Here is a 15,045-nt window from a genome sequence, read left to right as displayed (position 1 = left end):
CACTGGTTCAAGCTATGCCAAAAGCGCTTTACCCGAGCAATGAGAGCATGTGGCCCTGCTCGGGCGGAATGCGCCCTTTCAGTGTGTCGAGGTAGATACGCTGCACCGCTTCGGGCCCGCGGCTCTCGACTACGCTCAGGCATCTTTCCAGCATTGGTGCAAAGCCCGACCATGCTGCGCCAAAACGCTGCTCGATGCCACCCGGGCCCCACTCCTTGGCGCGCTTGCGGATCTGGTCGGGCGCAAAGAACCAGCGCGGCTTTGCGCCGGGCAGCTCGCCCTCGTCGGAATCGGTGGCGCGATGCGTCAATCCGACGCGTATCGAACATTTCATCCGGTCACCGAAATGCCGGTGCAGTTCGGCGCGCAGTGCGCTATTGCCGGCCATGTCGGTGAAGGCGACCGGTGTGTCCGATGGCAACGACGTCAGCCGGTCATAGGTGACGATTTCGTCATAGCAGCCGAGCGACGTGACGAAGCCGGCGTTGCCGGCCGAAGTCAGTCCGATCACCTTGCGGCCGCGGCTCTGCAGGAGATGAGCAAGCCCGAACGCAGTCTTGCTGGAGGCGCTGGAGAGCAGCACACTGCTCGCGCCAAAATCGTCGTTCTCGGCGAGGAAGTCGTCGACCAGGAACGACAGCATGAACAGCGGCCGCAGCAGCGCCTGAAGGTCGCCCTGATGTCCCGCAAAAGTGGGGTCGTCGGTGACGCGGGAATAGAGATTGTAAACGGGCGAGACCTGCTTGCGATGCTCGGCGCCGTCACGAAGAGCGCGCTTGCTGACGTCGGCGGCCTCGATGACGAGATGCGTCGCCATCGGGAAATAGCCGAACAACCGCTCGCCGACCGCGACGCCGGGATGTTTCGAGGCGACCACCTCGCCAAAGCCCCACACCGGGATGTTGCCAAAGCCCTGCGGCGCCGGAAAGATCTGCCAGTATTTTAGCTCGTCGCCCATCACGGCATAGGTGACGTTGTTGGCGGTCAACGCGAAGCGCTCGACTTTCACCAAAAGCGTATCAGCCGGGAGCGCGGCTGCGTCCGGAATGGCAGTCTCGATCAGCTTGCACTGTCCAAGATCGTTGCGCGCAACGATGAAGTCGGTCGATGTCATGACGATAGTCCCGGCTTTTTCCGTGCCGGCATCTTCTCTTTCACCCGTGAGGGCTTTGCAACAGCAACATTGTTTGAAACGGCGTTTGCTTCGCCAGCGATGACGCCTTCGCGCTTCTTCACCGCGCGGTAATAGCTCCACCACAGATGCGCGGCAGCACCACGCAACGGACGCCAGGGTTCGGCGATCGGCGCCATCTGCTTTTCCGTCGGCCGTGCCGGGAGGCCGAGGCCAACCTTGATCCCCTCCTGCACCGCGATATCGCCGGCCGGCCAGGCGTCGCCATGACCAAGGCAGAACAGCAGATAAACATCGGCCGTCCACGGCCCGATGCCTGGCAGCGCAATCAGCGTGTGGTGCGCAGCCTCGGCATCCTCTTCCGCGAGCACGTCGAGGTTCAGTCGCTGCGCGGTGAGCTCACGCGCGAGATGTTTCAGCGTCTTGATCTTGGCGGCCGACAGGCCGAGCCGCCCTAGCCGGTCGGTTCGGGCACGGCGCACGGCCTCGTGGTCGAACGGATCGAAGGCCGCGGACAGCCGTCCCCAGATCGCCGCGGCGCTCGCGGTCGAGAGCTGCTGTCCGCAGACGATGTGGGCAAGTCCGGCAAAGCCCGGCTCGCGCCGCCGCAGCGCCGGCATGCCTGCGGTTTCGAGCACGGGCTTGAGGCGCGGATCGCGCTTGATCAGCGCGTGGATTGCTTCTTCGAGATCGGACTGGGTTTCGAGGTGGATGGTCATTATGGCTCAACTCGTTATGTGCGGCTTGACCCGCGCATCCATCTCCTATCGTAACAGAGTCCTGGAAGATGGATGCGCGGGTTATAGGCGAGCGGAAGCGACGCCGTCCTTGACGGCTATGCCCGGCCATGACGAGATCTTGCCATATGCCGCCACCCGTTTTCCGATTTGCCCCCAGCCCGAACGGCCACTTGCATCTCGGCCACGCCTATTCGGCGCTGCTGAACTTCGACCGCGCGCGCGAAACCGGCGGGCGGCTGTTGCTGCGGATCGAGGACATCGATGCGACGCGTTGCCGGCCGGACTATGAGGCGGCGATCTACGAAGACCTCGCCTGGCTGGGGATCGCCTGGGAGAGGCCCGTGCGGCGGCAGTCGGAGCATCTTGCTGAATATCGCAGTGCCTTGGAAAAACTCTCCGTGCTCGGCCTGGTCTATCCCGCCTTTGAGAGCCGCGCCGAGATCGCGAACCTCGTGGCTGCGCGCGAGTCCAATGGATCATGGCCGCGCGATCCTGACGGTGTGCCACTTTATCCTGGCGATGCGAAGTCGTTGCCGGCCAGCGCGCGCTGGCGTCTGATCGATTCCGGCGTGCCCTACGCGCTGCGGCTCGACATGGCGGCCGCCTGCCGGCGCGTCCCCGGCCTGACCTGGAACGAGTTGGGCGAGAGTCCCGATGGTGAGCGCGGCACGGTCGCCGCGCGGCCCGAGGCGTGGGGGGACGTGATCCTCGCCCGCAAGGAGACCCCGACGAGCTACCATTTGTCCGTGGTGGTCGACGATGCGTTCCAGGGCGTGAGCGAGATCGTGCGCGGCCAGGACCTGTTTCACGCGACCTCGGTCCACCGCCTGCTCCAGGCTTTGCTCGACCTGAGCGAGCCCGCCTACCGCCACCACGCCCTGATTCGCGATGCCGACGGGCGCAAGCTGTCGAAATCAGACTGCTCAACCGGCCTGCGGGAGTTGCGCGCAGGTGGCATCTCGCCCGCCGGCATCCGTATGTCCGTGGGATTAGGCTAAGTTTCTCTGGGGGTTAGCGAAACGCCGCCGTGACTCCGGGGGTTCCGCCGTGCGATGCTTGGCCGATTGCCCGGGGTTCGAAGAGGATACTTCGAAGGGGATTTATGGCGGCCAAAACGCGCACAGCGCGCACCACGCGAAAGTCCAGGCAACCGCCTCGGAAGCGGTCCGGGGCGGTCGGGAAGGTGCGCAAGCGCAGCACCAGGGCCACCGCGTCGGACGTCGTCCAGGCCGCGCTCGCCGCGTTCGCCCACGAGGTCCGCACACCCCTGACCGGCATTCTGGCAATCAGCGATCTGCTGTCGACCTCGGATCTCGGCGAACGGGAACGGCGCTGGGCCGACACCATCAAGGCCGGCGCCGAGCATCTGGCGAACCTTGCGACACTGTTCGTCGATGCCGCCAAAACGGGGAGAGGTGCGGGGAGGAGCGGAAGCTCGCTGCGGCAGGATCTGTTCGATCTGCGGGCACTGGCCCGCACAACCGGCGATTCGCTCGCCGGCCGCGCCGCTGCCAAGGGGCTCCAGGCCGAGGTCGGGATCTCCGACAAGCTCCCAGGCCTCGTGGTTGGTGACCCCGTTCGTCTGCGCGCCGCGCTCGAGAATTTGATCGATAATGCAGTCAAATTCACCGATCAGGGGGGTGTCGCGATCTCGGCTGTGCCCTGGCGTCCCGCCAAGGGCACAGCAAGCGGCAAGGCCAAGGCGAACGACAAGCGCAAGGTCGGTGTCGCCTTCGCTGTGTCGGACAGCGGCATCGGGCTGACCATGGCCGAAATCAAGCGGCTGTTCCGCCCGTTCACCCAGGCTAATGTCACCATCGCCTCGCGCTTCGGCGGTGCCGGCCTCGGGCTGTCCTCTGTGAAGCAGCTGGCGCGCGCGATGGGCGGCGACATCACGGTCGCGCCGCGACGTGGCGGCGGCGCCACCTTCACGCTGACTGTCACGCTCGATGCGGCGGGACCGGCGAAGTCCCGCAAGTCGGGCCAGAGCGAGGCGGATGCGCTCGCGGCGCTGCGCGTGCTCAGCGTCGAGGACAATCCATTCGGCCGCGTCGTGCTCAACACGATTCTGACCGAGCTCGGCCATCATGCCGAGTTCATCGGCCGCGGCGAGGACGCGGTCAACCGGCTCGCGCAGGGCGCGTTCGATGCGGTGCTGATGGACATGGTCCTGCCCGGTATCGACGGCGTCGAGGCGATCAGGCAAATCCGCAAGATGCAGACGCCGCTGGCTCAGATCCCGATCATCGGCGTATCCGGCCGCGGCGAGGACGAGGCGGCGTCGCGCGAGGCCGGCGCCGACGCCTTCCTGGTCAAGCCTGTGTCCCCGCGGGCTTTAGCGACTGCGCTGCTTGAAGCGAAACGCCGTGAGGAAGCCGCGACTTGATGATCGCGGCGTTGAGCTCGCCGCCGAAGACGAAAATCGCGGCGATGAAATACAGAAACACCAGCGCGATGATCACCGAGGCGAGGCCTGCATACATCGTGACGTAATTGTTGGCGAAGCGCGCCAGATATTGGCCGAACACGATGCCCGAGATCAGCGATGCCATAATGGTGAAGACGATGCCGGGCAGGATCTGGAGGAAGCTGCGCCGTCCCGCCGGCAGCCAGGCATGCAGGATGATCAGCGCCACGACCAGCGCGCCGATGGTGATGCCGTAGCGCAGCCAGGTGAGAATGCTCTCGTTGGATTCGACGAACAGCGGAATGTGGCGCCGTGCCGCCTCGATGAAGAGCGGGCCGAGCACGATCAGGAAGGCCATGGCGAGCGCGGTGAAGGCCGCGACCAGCGTATAGCCGATCGACTCCAGCCGCAGCCAGTACCAGCGCCGCATCTCCACCACCGCATAGGCGCGGTTCAGCGCGACCCGCAGCGCCTCTACGCCGTTCGAGGCGAAGTAGACCGACAGCACCGCGCCGATCGTCAGCACGCCGGTGCGGGTGGTCGTCAGCACGTCGTGGATCTCGCCGGACAGCGAATCGGCTACCTGCCTCGGCCAGACCTCAAGCATTAATCCCGCCGCCTGGTCGGCGAGCTCCTTGGAGCCGAAGAAGCCGGCGAGTGATGTCAGCACGATCAGGAACGGGAACAGCGCCATCAGCGTCGACAGCGCGATGTGGCTCGCGATCGCCCAGCCGTCGTCGGCCAGGAACGTGTAGAAGGCGTCCTCCACGACAATGTAGATGGTACGGATTGCTTTCACAGTCGGCCCCGTACTGCTCCCTTTCCCCGCAGAGGGGGAGAGGCGAAGGAGGCAGGCAATGCGCGCAAATCAGAAATCATCCAGCCAGCTTCTGACATTATTGGCTTAAAAGCCAGATTGGGAACGCCCTGGCGGAGCGCCGCACACGGTGTTATCACCCCCAAATGGCATCTCTCCTGAGTACTTTCATCCTGCCCGTGGCAGCCGGCGCCGTGGCGATCGTGCTGCTGCTCGGCCTCGTCAACATGATGCGTGGCGGCTCGCCGAACACCTCGCAGAAACTGATGCGCCTGCGTGTTCTCCTGCAGTTCGTGGCGATCGTCATCGCGATGATCGCGGTCTGGGCGATGGGGCGCTAACATGGTCACGCTCAACCGCATCTATACGAAGACCGGTGACGACGGCACGACAGCGCTCGGAACCGGCGAACGCCGTCCGAAATATGATCTGCGCATTGCGGCCTATGGCACAGTCGACGAGACCAATGCCGCGATCGGCGTGGTGCGCCTTCACACCAACGATGCGCTGGAGCTCGATGCGATGCTCGGCCGGATTCAGAACGATCTGTTCGATCTCGGCGCCGATCTCGCGGTGCCCGAGCGCGAGGGTAAAGCGGAACGGCTGGGGGTGGTGGCAAGCCAGGTCGAGCGGCTCGAGCGCGATATCGACGCGCTCAACGACAAGCTCGCGCCGTTGACCTCCTTCGTGCTGCCGGGTGGTACACCGGCCGCCGCCTACCTTCACGTCGCCCGCACGATTTGCCGCAGGGCGGAACGGGTAATGGTGGAACTGGCAACTCAGCCCAACGAGCAGGTTGGTAGCGCTGGCATCCAGTATATGAACCGCCTGTCGGACTTTCTGTTCGTGGCCAGCCGTGCGGCTAACCATAACGGCGCCGGCGACGTGCTTTGGGTTCCGGGCCAGAATCGCTGACCCATTGAGATCAGCATTTCAGGGGTCTAAAATTACAGCCCTTCGCGCGTTGACCGGGCCGGATCAGGCCTTTAGGTTCCGCGCCAGTTGAATAGCCCCCCTCCGAAATTGAGTGAAAGAGGATCGATGAAGGTCTTGGTGCCGGTAAAGCGGGTGGTCGATTACAACGTCAAGGTCCGCGTCAAGAGCGATGGATCGGGCGTTGAACTCGCCAACGTGAAGATGTCGATGAACCCCTTCGACGAGATCGCGGTCGAGGAAGCCCTGCGCCTGAAGGAAGCCGGCAAGGCGACTGAAGTCGTGGTGGTCTCCATTGGCCCGGCGCAGGCGTCGGAGACGATCCGCACCGGTCTCGCCATGGGCGCCGATCGCGGCATCCTGGTGAAGGCCGAGGGCGCGGTCGAGCCGCTCGCCGTCGCCAAGATCCTGAAGAAGGTCGCTGACGAAGAGCAGCCCGGCCTGATCATTCTCGGCAAGCAGGCGATCGACGACGACAGCAATCAGACCGGCCAGATGCTGGCCGCGCTGCTCGGCTGGTCGCAGGCGACGTTCGCCTCGAAGCTCGAGGTCGAAGGTTCTGATTTCAAGGTCACCCGCGAAGTCGATGGCGGCCTGCAGACCGTGAAGCTCAAGGGACCCGCGATCGTCACCACCGATCTTCGTCTCAACGAGCCGCGCTATGCGTCGCTGCCGAACATCATGAAGGCCAAGAAGAAGCCGATCGCGGACAAGACGGTCGCCGATTACGGCGTCGACGTCACCGCGCGCCTCGAAGTTCTGAAGACGGCTGAGCCCGCGGGCCGCAAGGCCGGCGTCAAGGTCAAGGACGTCGCCGAGCTGGTGTCGAAGCTCAAGAACGAAGCCGGGGTGCTCTGATGACGACGCTGTTGATTGCCGAACACGAACACGAGGTCCTCAAGGACTCCACCAACAAGGCGCTGACCGCGGCCTCTCAGCTCGGTGGCGACGTCCACGTGCTGGTCGCCGGTGGCGGGCAGGGCACCAAGGCTGCGGCCGATGCTGCCTCGAATCTCGCTGGGGTTGCCAAGGTGCTGGTCGCTGAAGGCGAGCCCTATGCGCACGATCTCGCCGAGCCGCTGGCCGCGCTGATCGTTTCGCTGGCGCCGTCCTATGACGCGATCGTCGCGCCCGCGACTTCGCGCTTCAAGAACGTGATGCCGCGCGTCGCAGCTCTGCTCGACGTCATGCAGGTCTCGGAGATCACCAAGGTCGTCGCGCCCGACACCTATGAGCGTCCGATCTATGCCGGCAACGCCATCCAGACGGTGAAGTCGAAGGACGCCAAGAAGGTCATTACGGTCCGTACCTCCACCTTCCAGGCCGCCGCTGCCGGTGGCAGCGCGCCGGTCGAGAGCGTCCAGGCTGCGGCCGATCCGGGCCTGTCGTCCTTCGTCGGCGAGGAAGTCGCCAAGAGCGACCGTCCGGAGCTGACCTCGGCCAAGATCATCGTCTCCGGTGGCCGCGCCATGCAGAGCCGCGAGAACTTCGCGAAGTACATCGAGCCGCTTGCCGACAAGCTCGGCGCCGGTGTCGGTGCCTCACGTGCGGCGGTCGACGCCGGCTATGCGCCGAACGACTGGCAGGTCGGCCAGACCGGCAAGGTCGTGGCCCCTGAGCTCTATGTCGCGGTGGGCATTTCCGGCGCGATCCAGCATTTGGCCGGCATGAAGGACTCCAAGGTAATCGTTGCGATCAACAAGGACGAGGACGCGCCGATCTTCCAGGTCGCCGATTATGGCCTGGTCGCCGACCTCTACCAGGCGGTTCCTGAGCTCACCGACGCGCTCGGCAAGCTCGGCAAGTAAAAACGCGGTAAAAACACCGGCCGGAGTGCTACACTCCGGCCGGTGTTTCTTTTTTGAGGCGTTTTCTTTGGCGTGGGGCACGCCGGGACAGCGATCCAATCTAGGTTTCGAGCCAAGGTTCTGGTTAAATCAGGCCTCCCGGCTCGGGGATTAAGCAGGCGCGACATGCGCGCCGTTCCGGTGGATGACATTATGGCGGCAGTGATCAAGAAGGTCGGCGTGATCGGCGCGGGGCAGATGGGCAGTGGCATCGCGCATGTCGCGGCGCTGGCCGGCTTTGACGTGATGCTCAACGACGTCTCGGCTGATCGTCTCAAGTCGGGCATGGCCACCATCAACGGCAATCTGGCGCGCCAGGTTTCCAAGAAGGGCGTCACCGACGACGACAAGGCCAAGGCGATCGGGCGCATCAAGCTCGCCGAAAAGCTGGACGACCTCGCCGACTGCGATCTCGTGATCGAGACCGCGGTCGAGAAGGAAGAGGTCAAGCGCAAGATCTTCCACGATCTCTGCGCGGTGCTGAAGCCGGAAGCGATCGTTGCCTCCGACACGTCGTCGATCTCGATCACCCGGCTTGCCGCCGCCACCGACCGGCCCGAGCGCTTCATCGGCATTCACTTCATGAATCCGGTGCCGCTGATGGAGCTGGTCGAATTGATCCGCGGCATCGCCACCGACGATTCGACCTTCGAGGCATCCAAGGAGTTCGTTGCCAAGCTCGGCAAGCAGGTAGCCGTCTCCGAGGATTTCCCGGCCTTCATCGTCAACCGCATCCTGCTGCCGATGATCAACGAGGCGATCTACACGCTTTACGAAGGCGTCGGCAATGTCGAGGCGATCGACGCGGCGATGAAGCTCGGCGCACACCATCCGATGGGCCCGCTGGAGCTCGCCGATTTCATCGGCCTCGATACCTGCCTGTCGATCATGCAGGTGCTGCACGAGGGACTTGCCGACTCCAAGTACCGGCCGTGCCCGCTGCTGGTGAAATATGTCGAGGCCGGCTGGCTCGGTCGCAAGACCCAGCGCGGCTTCTACGACTATCGCGGCGCCAAGCCGGTTCCCACGCGCTAAAGCAGCGGTGCCGGGTGGGCAAAGCGAAGCGTGCCCACCGCTTCATCCAATCTGCGAACAGATGGTGGGCACGGCGCAAGCGCGCCTTTGCCCACCCTTGCTACGGCACCTCGGCCGTGGGTCGACCTTGTGACAATTCATGCCGCGTTAACCCACTCCGCCTAGGGTGCAGCCTCTACGAGGGTTTGCGTAATGGACACGATGGCGATGGTCAGCACCATGCTGGCCTCTCAGCAGGGCGCGCTGCAGTCGAATATCTCGGCGACGCTGATGAAACAGAACGCGGATGCGGAGAAATCCGCTGTCCTGACGTTGTTGGGCGCCGGTCAGCCCTCGCTGGCCAATGTCGGCGCCGGCGTCGGCGGCAACCTGAATATCTCTGCCTAAAGCGACGCGGCAGCCGGGCCTAACGCGGCCCGAAGCAGCTTGAGTGCGTCGTCGCTTGCCCACTCCGCCGGCCCTGCGATGGTCGCGATCTCGCAGCCCTGCGGGTCGACCAGCACTGAGGTCGGCATGCCCAGGGCCCGGCCTATCGATTTAAGATCCTGGAAAACCTTGGCTTTTTGATCGGTGAAATAGCCGAGCCTGGTCAGATTGGCGTCTTTCAGGAAGTTTTTCGGCTTCTCGGGGTCGCGGGTGTCGATATTGATCGCGACCACTTCGAAATTCGGGCCTGAAAGCTTGGTCTGGAGCTGCTCTAGCGCCGGCATTTCCTTGCGGCAGGGCACGCACCAGGTCGCCCAGAGGTTCACCAGCAGCGTCTTGCCCCGGAAATCCGACAGCTTCTTCGGCTTGCCGTCGGCGTCCTCGAAGGCCAAATCCGGCAGCTTCAGGGGCGTGCTCGCCATGGTCAGCGCCGCCACCTCGCCATGAGCGAGCGGGGCGATCTTTTGGGCCGTGGCCACCGCTGCCCGGCAGGCCGGGTCGCCTGACGGGGCCCGGCTCAGGCCCAGCCCGTACAGCGCGGCGAAGCCGGCCAGCCCGCCGACCGCCACGGTGGCGATAACGAGGGGGATCCGGCGTGTGGCGGAGGGCTTCTTGTCGAGCATATCGTTTGTCATCCGGTCGCAGATATGGCTATCAGGGGCCTCTTAATACGGCTGGCGCGAGCCAGCAAACGTGGCCAGCGGCAAGCAAGGCGTGAGCAGGGGATCATGAGCAACAAGATGTGGGGCGGCCGGTTCTCGGAACGTCCCGATGAGATCATGGAAGAGATCAACGTCTCCATCGACGTCGACCGTCACCTCTTTGCCCAGGACATTGCCGCATCCAAGGCCCACGCCGCGATGCTTGCCAGCCAAGGCATCATCACGGCTTCTGATGCGAAAAATATCGGCAAGGGTCTAGACACGATTTTGTCAGAGATTGGCAAGGGCGGCTTCGAATTCAAGCGGGCGCTCGAGGACATTCACATGAATGTCGAGAGCCGCCTGACGGAGCTGATCGGGCCCGCTGCCGGCCGCCTGCACACCGCTCGCTCGCGCAATGATCAGGTCGCGACCGACTTCCGTCTCTATGTCCGCGACATCGTCGACGAGACCGATGCCGCGCTCGCCGCGTTCCAACAGGCGCTGGTGGACCGCGCACTGGAGCATGCCGGCACTGTAATGCCCGGCTTCACGCATCTGCAGACCGCGCAGCCCGTCACCTTTGGCCACCATCTGCTCGCCTATGTCGAGATGGCCGCGCGCGATCGCGGCCGTTTCCAGGATGCGCGCAAGCGGCTCAATGAATCGCCGCTCGGCGCGGCCGCGCTCGCCGGCACCTCGTTCCCGATCGACCGCCACGCCACGGCGAAGGCGCTTGCCTTCGACCGTCCGATGGCGAATTCGCTCGACGCGGTTTCCGATCGCGACTTCGTGCTGGAGACCTTGTCGGCCGCCTCGATCTGCGCCGTGCACATGTCGCGCTTCGCCGAGGAGATCGTGATCTGGACCTCGCCGCTGGTCGGCATGATCCGCCTCAGCGACAAGTTCACCACCGGCTCCTCGATCATGCCGCAGAAGCGCAATCCTGATGCCGCCGAGCTGGTGCGCGCCAAGACCGGCCGCGTCATCGGTGCGCTCAACGGTCTCCTGATCGTGATGAAGGGCCTGCCGCTCGCCTATCAAAAGGACATGCAGGAGGACAAACAGGGCGCCATGGAGGGCTTTGCTGCGCTGTCGCTCGCGATCCGCGCCATGACCGGCATGGTCCGCGACCTCGTGCCCGACGAAGCCAAGATGAAGCTTGCTGCCGGTGAAGGCTATGCCACCGCGACCGATCTCGCCGATTGGCTGGTGCGGACGCTGAAGATGCCGTTCCGCGAGGCCCATCACGTCACCGGCCGTATCGTGGCCAAGGCTGCCGAGGGCGGCGTGGCGCTGCACGAACTGCCGCTCAAGGACATGCAGGCGATCGAGCCGAAGATCACCAAGGAGGTGCTCGGCGTGCTCTCGGTCGAATCGTCGGTAAAGAGCCGCACCAGCTTCGGCGGCACCGCGCCGAAGAACGTGACGTCGCAGGCCAAGGCCTGGGCGAAGCGGCTGGAAAAAGAGCGAAAATTGGGCTGAAGGCAAAATTTCGCTTATGTTTCATGGTCATCCGGCTCTCGCCAGAGCGCGCCAATCTCTGTATGGTACGCCCCGCGTAGTGGGGATTTCGTCGTGACGTCAAAGTTTCGCCCGGCCAGCTCGGGGTGGGCCATCATTGTCTTGAGCCTGAGCGTGCTTGCGCTCGCTGGCTGCGGCCGCAAGGGCCCGCTCGACTTGCCGCCGACCGCCTCCAACGCGTCCACGGCCAACATCGCCGCGCCGACCGACACCGAGACCGAAGCCCAGAAAACGCCGAGCGTGTTCAATCCGACCTATGGCGCGGATGCCCCACCGGCGGCGACCAAGGGCAAGAAGAAGCCGTTTATCCTCGACCCGCTCCTGGACGAAAAGCCCGGCCGATAGGCTGGGGTAACTGAGCCAACGCCATGAACCATTTTGACTACCGCAACGGCGTGCTGCACGCCGAGGCGGTGAACCTGTCCGAGCTGGCTGCGACAATCGGCACGCCGTTCTATTGCTATTCGACCGCCACGCTGGAGCGGCACTACCGCGTCTTCACTGACGCCTTTGCCGGCGAGAAGGTGCTGGTCTGCTACGCCATGAAGGCGAACTCCAACCAGTCGGTGTTGCGCACGCTTGCCAAGCTCGGTGCCGGCGCTGACGTTGTCTCGGGCGGCGAGCTGAAGCGCGCGCTGGCCGCGGGCATTCCCGGCAGCAAGATCGTGTTCTCCGGTGTCGGCAAGACCGAGACCGAGCTGCGTGCCGCGCTGGCCGCCGACATCCTCTGTCTCAATGTCGAATCCGAGCCCGAGCTCGAATTGCTCTCGCGCGTTGCGACCGAGACGGGCAAGACCGCGCGGATCTCGATCCGCGTCAATCCGGACGTCGATGCCGGCACGCACGCCAAGATTTCGACCGGCAAGTCCGAGAACAAGTTCGGCATTCCGATCGTCCACGCCCGCGAGGTTTACGCGCGTGCGGCGAAGTTGCCCGGCATCGAGGTGACCGGCACCGACGTGCATATCGGCAGCCAGATCACCGATCTCTCCAAGATGGAGACCGCGTTCCGCATCCTGTCCGAATTCGTGCAGACGCTGCGCTCCGACGGCCACAACATCAGCCACGTCGATTTCGGCGGCGGCCTCGGCATTCCCTATTACATGGACCGCGAGGCGCCGCCGGCGCCGGATGCCTATGCCGCGATGGTCAAGCGCGTCAGCCACAATCTCGGCTGCACGCTGATGTTCGAGCCGGGCCGCATGATCGTCGGCAATGCCGGCATCCTGGTCGCCAAGGTGATCTATGTGAAGCAGGGCGACGGCAAGAATTTCGTCATCATCGACGCCGCCATGAACGACCTCATTCGCCCGACGCTGTACGAGGCCCATCACGACATCCTGCCGGTGACGGAGCCGGCAAAGGGCGCGGCGACCATCAGGGCCGACGTCGTTGGTCCCGTCTGCGAGACCGGTGACTACCTTGCCTTGGACCGCACGCTGCCGACGCCGAAGCCGGGCGATCTCATCGCCGTCATGACCGCGGGCGCCTATGGCGCCGTGCAGGCCGGAACCTACAACACGCGGCCGCTGGTGCCGGAGGTGCTGGTGAAGGGCGGTCAATACGCGGTCGTGCGCCCGCGCATCGAGGTCGAGCAGTTGATTGCGATGGATACGCCGGCACCGTGGCTGTGAGGACGCCGGCGAGGCTGGACTCGCCGGCGCTGCCTGTTCGTCACGGCCCGTATTTCGGAGCCGGCTTCTGGTTGAAATCGTTCTCGTCGGCGACGCAGGTGAAGCTCGCTGCGTTGTTGGTGTCGCCGCTGCCGTTGTACTTTGCGACCTTGGGGAAGAGGCAAAGAGGCCGGGTCATCTGAACCGCCGGCGGCGTATCGGCCACGAACTTCGTGGCGAGGATCGTTTCCGGCGCGACGCCAGCCTCGACCCATTTGACCAGCGGCGTGAGCGCATCGAACGTGTTGGGACCGGGTCCACCGGAGCAATGGTACAGCCCGGGCACCATGAACAGACGCGCGTAGCTCTGGGTCCGGCGCAGCGCCGGATTGCCGTTGCCATGATCGAACAAGGCGACCGGTTGGACGCCCTGCTGGAATCCCGGGCCTTCATTGCCCACCAGCGCCAGGAAATAGTTGATGCTGCTCTGTGACGGAATCAGCGGGTCGGCCCAGCCGTGGTACATCAGCAGCTTGCCGCCGTGTCCCCTGAATTCGCCGAGATCGGTGCTGGTCGCGTTGAGCACCGCGGCGAGCTGGTCGTCGACCTTGTCGATGTCGCGGTGGAAATCGAAATTGGCATAGTTGGTTGCGCTGGCCGGGTAACCGAAGCTCGGGCCGAATACCCAGTAGAACAACCCGTCGAACGCGGGCTCCGGCAGTCGCTCCTGAAACGCCAGGCCGAGGGCAAGGATGTCGTCGGTCTCGTTGCCGCGTTCGGAGCCCGGATTGACGAGCTGTCCGTTCACCGGGTCGATCGTGCCGGCGTAATAGCGCTGCATGGTCGTGACCTGATCGGAGGTCAGGCATGCCGGCGGCAAATTGCTACCTTTGCAGAGCAGGACCTTCGGATCGAAACGACAGTCGCGCGGATCGGTCAGGAACTGGTCGGTCTGGGCGCCGCCGTCCTGGCCGACGCATTGCTTGAGCACGGCCTGGTTGATCAGCGTCATCTGGCCGGCCTGGATGAAACGGCCCGGGCTCGCGTGCGTGTTCTGCCAGCCATAGAGCCCCGCGATGTGCAGGTGGGTGCGGTTGAATGCGGCCGCGCCGGCAAGGATGCCGTCATAATCGTTGGGGAAGCGCTGCGCCTCCATCAGGGCGTTCTGGCCGCCGGTGGAGCAGCCGGCGAAATAGGCCCGTTGCGATCGATGGCCGTAAAACGCGCTGACGATCTCCTTGCCTCGCTCGGTCATCAGATGGATAGCGCGATAGCCGAAATCCTTGATCCGCTCGGGATGCCCGAACAGGCCCGTCGACGGCGCCGTCGGATCGCCGAAGTCGATCGCGAGCGGATTGCCCATGTTGCCGGCCGAGCCGCAGAACAGCGGATTGCATCCGGATGATCCGGTGCCGAGGTCGGTGTTGGTCGCGGCAAAACCGCCCTGGATGCCGATGGCGAGCTCGTTGTAGGTGATCTGGCCCTGGAAGCCGCCGCCGCCGGTGCCGAGGAACCTGCCGTTCCACGTCGTCTCCGGCAACCAGACCTCGATCTTGATGCTGGAATCCGAGCTGGGAATCAGGGTTGCGGTGACGCGGCAGAATGCGGGAAGGCCGGTGATCGGGCTCGAGCCAGGCGGCACGAAGGTGCCGGTCGTATTGTCGTCCGCCGAATTGATCACCGTGTGCTGGAGTTGCAAGGATCGAAGATTGGTGCACGCCGTCGCCATGGCGGGCGAGCTGCCGAATGCGACACAGGCAAACAGGGCCGTGGTCGCACCGACAAGTAAGTGTCGATGACGCTTCATTCCGTCCTCCCTGATGTTTTGCAGGCTTGTAGAGAGGACAGGATAGCTTACAGAGGTTACAACTCAAGGATGAATGGCGGCGTCGCGAAAAAACAATAAGCACGCGCCTCGGTTGTGAGCGAG

At 64.3% G+C, this 15,045-nt stretch carries 16 protein-coding genes; 11 read left to right on the top strand and 5 right to left on the bottom strand.

Annotation, left to right across the window (positions count from 1 at the left end; genetic code table 11):
* Window positions 1-28: 28 nt before the first annotated feature.
* Complete coding sequence (locus ABIA96_RS05080) at window positions 29-1,114, bottom strand: DUF2855 family protein (protein ID WP_354135929.1); 1,086 nt, start codon at window positions 1,112-1,114, stop codon at window positions 29-31.
* A complete protein-coding gene (locus ABIA96_RS05075) occupies window positions 1,111-1,851 on the bottom strand; it encodes a DNA-3-methyladenine glycosylase family protein (protein ID WP_354135928.1) in 741 nt (246 codons plus the stop codon). The genes ABIA96_RS05080 and ABIA96_RS05075 overlap by 4 nt, the downstream gene beginning before the upstream one ends.
* A gap of 146 nt (window positions 1,852-1,997) precedes the next feature.
* Here ABIA96_RS05075 and gluQRS point away from each other — a divergent pair, with 146 nt between their 5' ends.
* Together gluQRS and ABIA96_RS05065 are read left to right on the top strand one after the other, a co-directional pair.
* Entirely contained in the window at window positions 1,998-2,870 is an 873-nt protein-coding gene (gluQRS, locus tag ABIA96_RS05070; protein ID WP_354135927.1) for a tRNA glutamyl-Q(34) synthetase GluQRS, read from the top strand.
* Between the two features lie 104 nt (window positions 2,871-2,974).
* The gene (locus ABIA96_RS05065; RefSeq protein ID WP_354135926.1) at window positions 2,975-4,258 is read left to right on the top strand and encodes an ATP-binding protein; all 1,284 of its coding nucleotides are present in this window, start codon (window positions 2,975-2,977) and stop codon (window positions 4,256-4,258) included.
* On the opposite strand, the gene ABIA96_RS05060 is transcribed toward ABIA96_RS05065, so the two are convergent.
* Entirely contained in the window at window positions 4,185-5,078 is an 894-nt protein-coding gene (locus tag ABIA96_RS05060) for a YihY/virulence factor BrkB family protein (protein WP_354135925.1), read from the bottom strand. The two genes, ABIA96_RS05065 and ABIA96_RS05060, sit on opposite strands and share 74 nt — an antisense overlap.
* Window positions 5,079-5,242: 164 nt before the next feature.
* Between ABIA96_RS05060 and ABIA96_RS05055 the strand changes: the two genes are divergently transcribed.
* The 6 genes from ABIA96_RS05055 to ABIA96_RS05030 all read left to right on the top strand — a co-directional run bounded on the left by ABIA96_RS05055 (window position 5,243) and on the right by ABIA96_RS05030 (window position 9,298).
* Window positions 5,243-5,437, top strand: coding sequence for a twin transmembrane helix small protein (locus ABIA96_RS05055; RefSeq protein ID WP_254134675.1), 195 nt, complete (start codon window positions 5,243-5,245; stop codon window positions 5,435-5,437).
* Between the two features lies 1 nt (window position 5,438).
* Complete coding sequence (locus tag ABIA96_RS05050) at window positions 5,439-6,011, top strand: cob(I)yrinic acid a,c-diamide adenosyltransferase (RefSeq protein ID WP_354135924.1); 573 nt, start codon at window positions 5,439-5,441, stop codon at window positions 6,009-6,011.
* A 126-nt stretch (window positions 6,012-6,137) separates the two neighbouring features.
* A complete protein-coding gene (locus tag ABIA96_RS05045) occupies window positions 6,138-6,887 on the top strand; it encodes an electron transfer flavoprotein subunit beta/FixA family protein (RefSeq protein ID WP_354135923.1) in 750 nt (249 codons plus the stop codon).
* Complete coding sequence (locus ABIA96_RS05040) at window positions 6,887-7,837, top strand: electron transfer flavoprotein subunit alpha/FixB family protein (RefSeq protein ID WP_354135922.1); 951 nt, start codon at window positions 6,887-6,889, stop codon at window positions 7,835-7,837. Before ABIA96_RS05045 ends, ABIA96_RS05040 begins: the two co-directional genes overlap by 1 nt.
* A 192-nt stretch (window positions 7,838-8,029) precedes the next feature.
* Window positions 8,030-8,911 carry a 3-hydroxybutyryl-CoA dehydrogenase gene (locus ABIA96_RS05035; protein WP_354136418.1) on the top strand — a complete coding sequence of 294 codons (882 nt, stop codon included), beginning with the start codon at window positions 8,030-8,032 and terminating at the stop codon, window positions 8,909-8,911.
* A 192-nt stretch (window positions 8,912-9,103) separates the two neighbouring features.
* On the top strand, window positions 9,104-9,298 hold the full coding sequence (locus ABIA96_RS05030; protein ID WP_354135921.1) for a hypothetical protein: 195 nt from the start codon (window positions 9,104-9,106) through the stop codon (window positions 9,296-9,298).
* Here ABIA96_RS05030 and tlpA read toward each other — a convergent pair.
* Window positions 9,295-9,960: a thiol:disulfide interchange protein TlpA gene (gene tlpA / locus ABIA96_RS05025; RefSeq protein ID WP_354135920.1), complete on the bottom strand. Its 666-nt coding sequence runs from the start codon at window positions 9,958-9,960 to the stop codon at window positions 9,295-9,297. The genes ABIA96_RS05030 and tlpA overlap by 4 nt on opposite strands.
* Window positions 9,961-10,065: 105 nt before the next feature.
* On the opposite strand from tlpA, the gene argH reads away from it, so the two are divergent.
* The 3 genes from argH to lysA all read left to right on the top strand — a co-directional run bounded on the left by argH (window position 10,066) and on the right by lysA (window position 13,136).
* Entirely contained in the window at window positions 10,066-11,463 is a 1,398-nt protein-coding gene (argH, locus tag ABIA96_RS05020; protein WP_354135919.1) for an argininosuccinate lyase, read from the top strand.
* 93 nt (window positions 11,464-11,556) lie between these two features.
* Window positions 11,557-11,847: an LPS translocon maturation chaperone LptM gene (gene lptM, locus ABIA96_RS05015; RefSeq protein ID WP_354135918.1), complete on the top strand. Its 291-nt coding sequence runs from the start codon at window positions 11,557-11,559 to the stop codon at window positions 11,845-11,847.
* Between the two features lie 23 nt (window positions 11,848-11,870).
* The gene (lysA, locus tag ABIA96_RS05010) at window positions 11,871-13,136 is read left to right on the top strand and encodes a diaminopimelate decarboxylase (RefSeq protein ID WP_354135917.1); all 1,266 of its coding nucleotides are present in this window, start codon (window positions 11,871-11,873) and stop codon (window positions 13,134-13,136) included.
* 40 nt (window positions 13,137-13,176) lie between these two features.
* Here lysA and ABIA96_RS05005 read toward each other — a convergent pair whose 3' ends face one another.
* Complete coding sequence (locus ABIA96_RS05005) at window positions 13,177-14,922, bottom strand: tannase/feruloyl esterase family alpha/beta hydrolase (RefSeq protein WP_354135916.1); 1,746 nt, start codon at window positions 14,920-14,922, stop codon at window positions 13,177-13,179.
* Window positions 14,923-15,045: the final 123 nt, after the last annotated feature.

The sequence above is a fragment of the Bradyrhizobium sp. LB11.1 genome (assembly GCF_040549385.1).
Classification (GTDB): Bacteria; Pseudomonadota; Alphaproteobacteria; order Rhizobiales; family Xanthobacteraceae; genus Bradyrhizobium.
The sequence above is the reverse complement of the archived record's forward strand: the minus strand, read 5'-3'. Positions and strand labels throughout refer to the sequence as shown.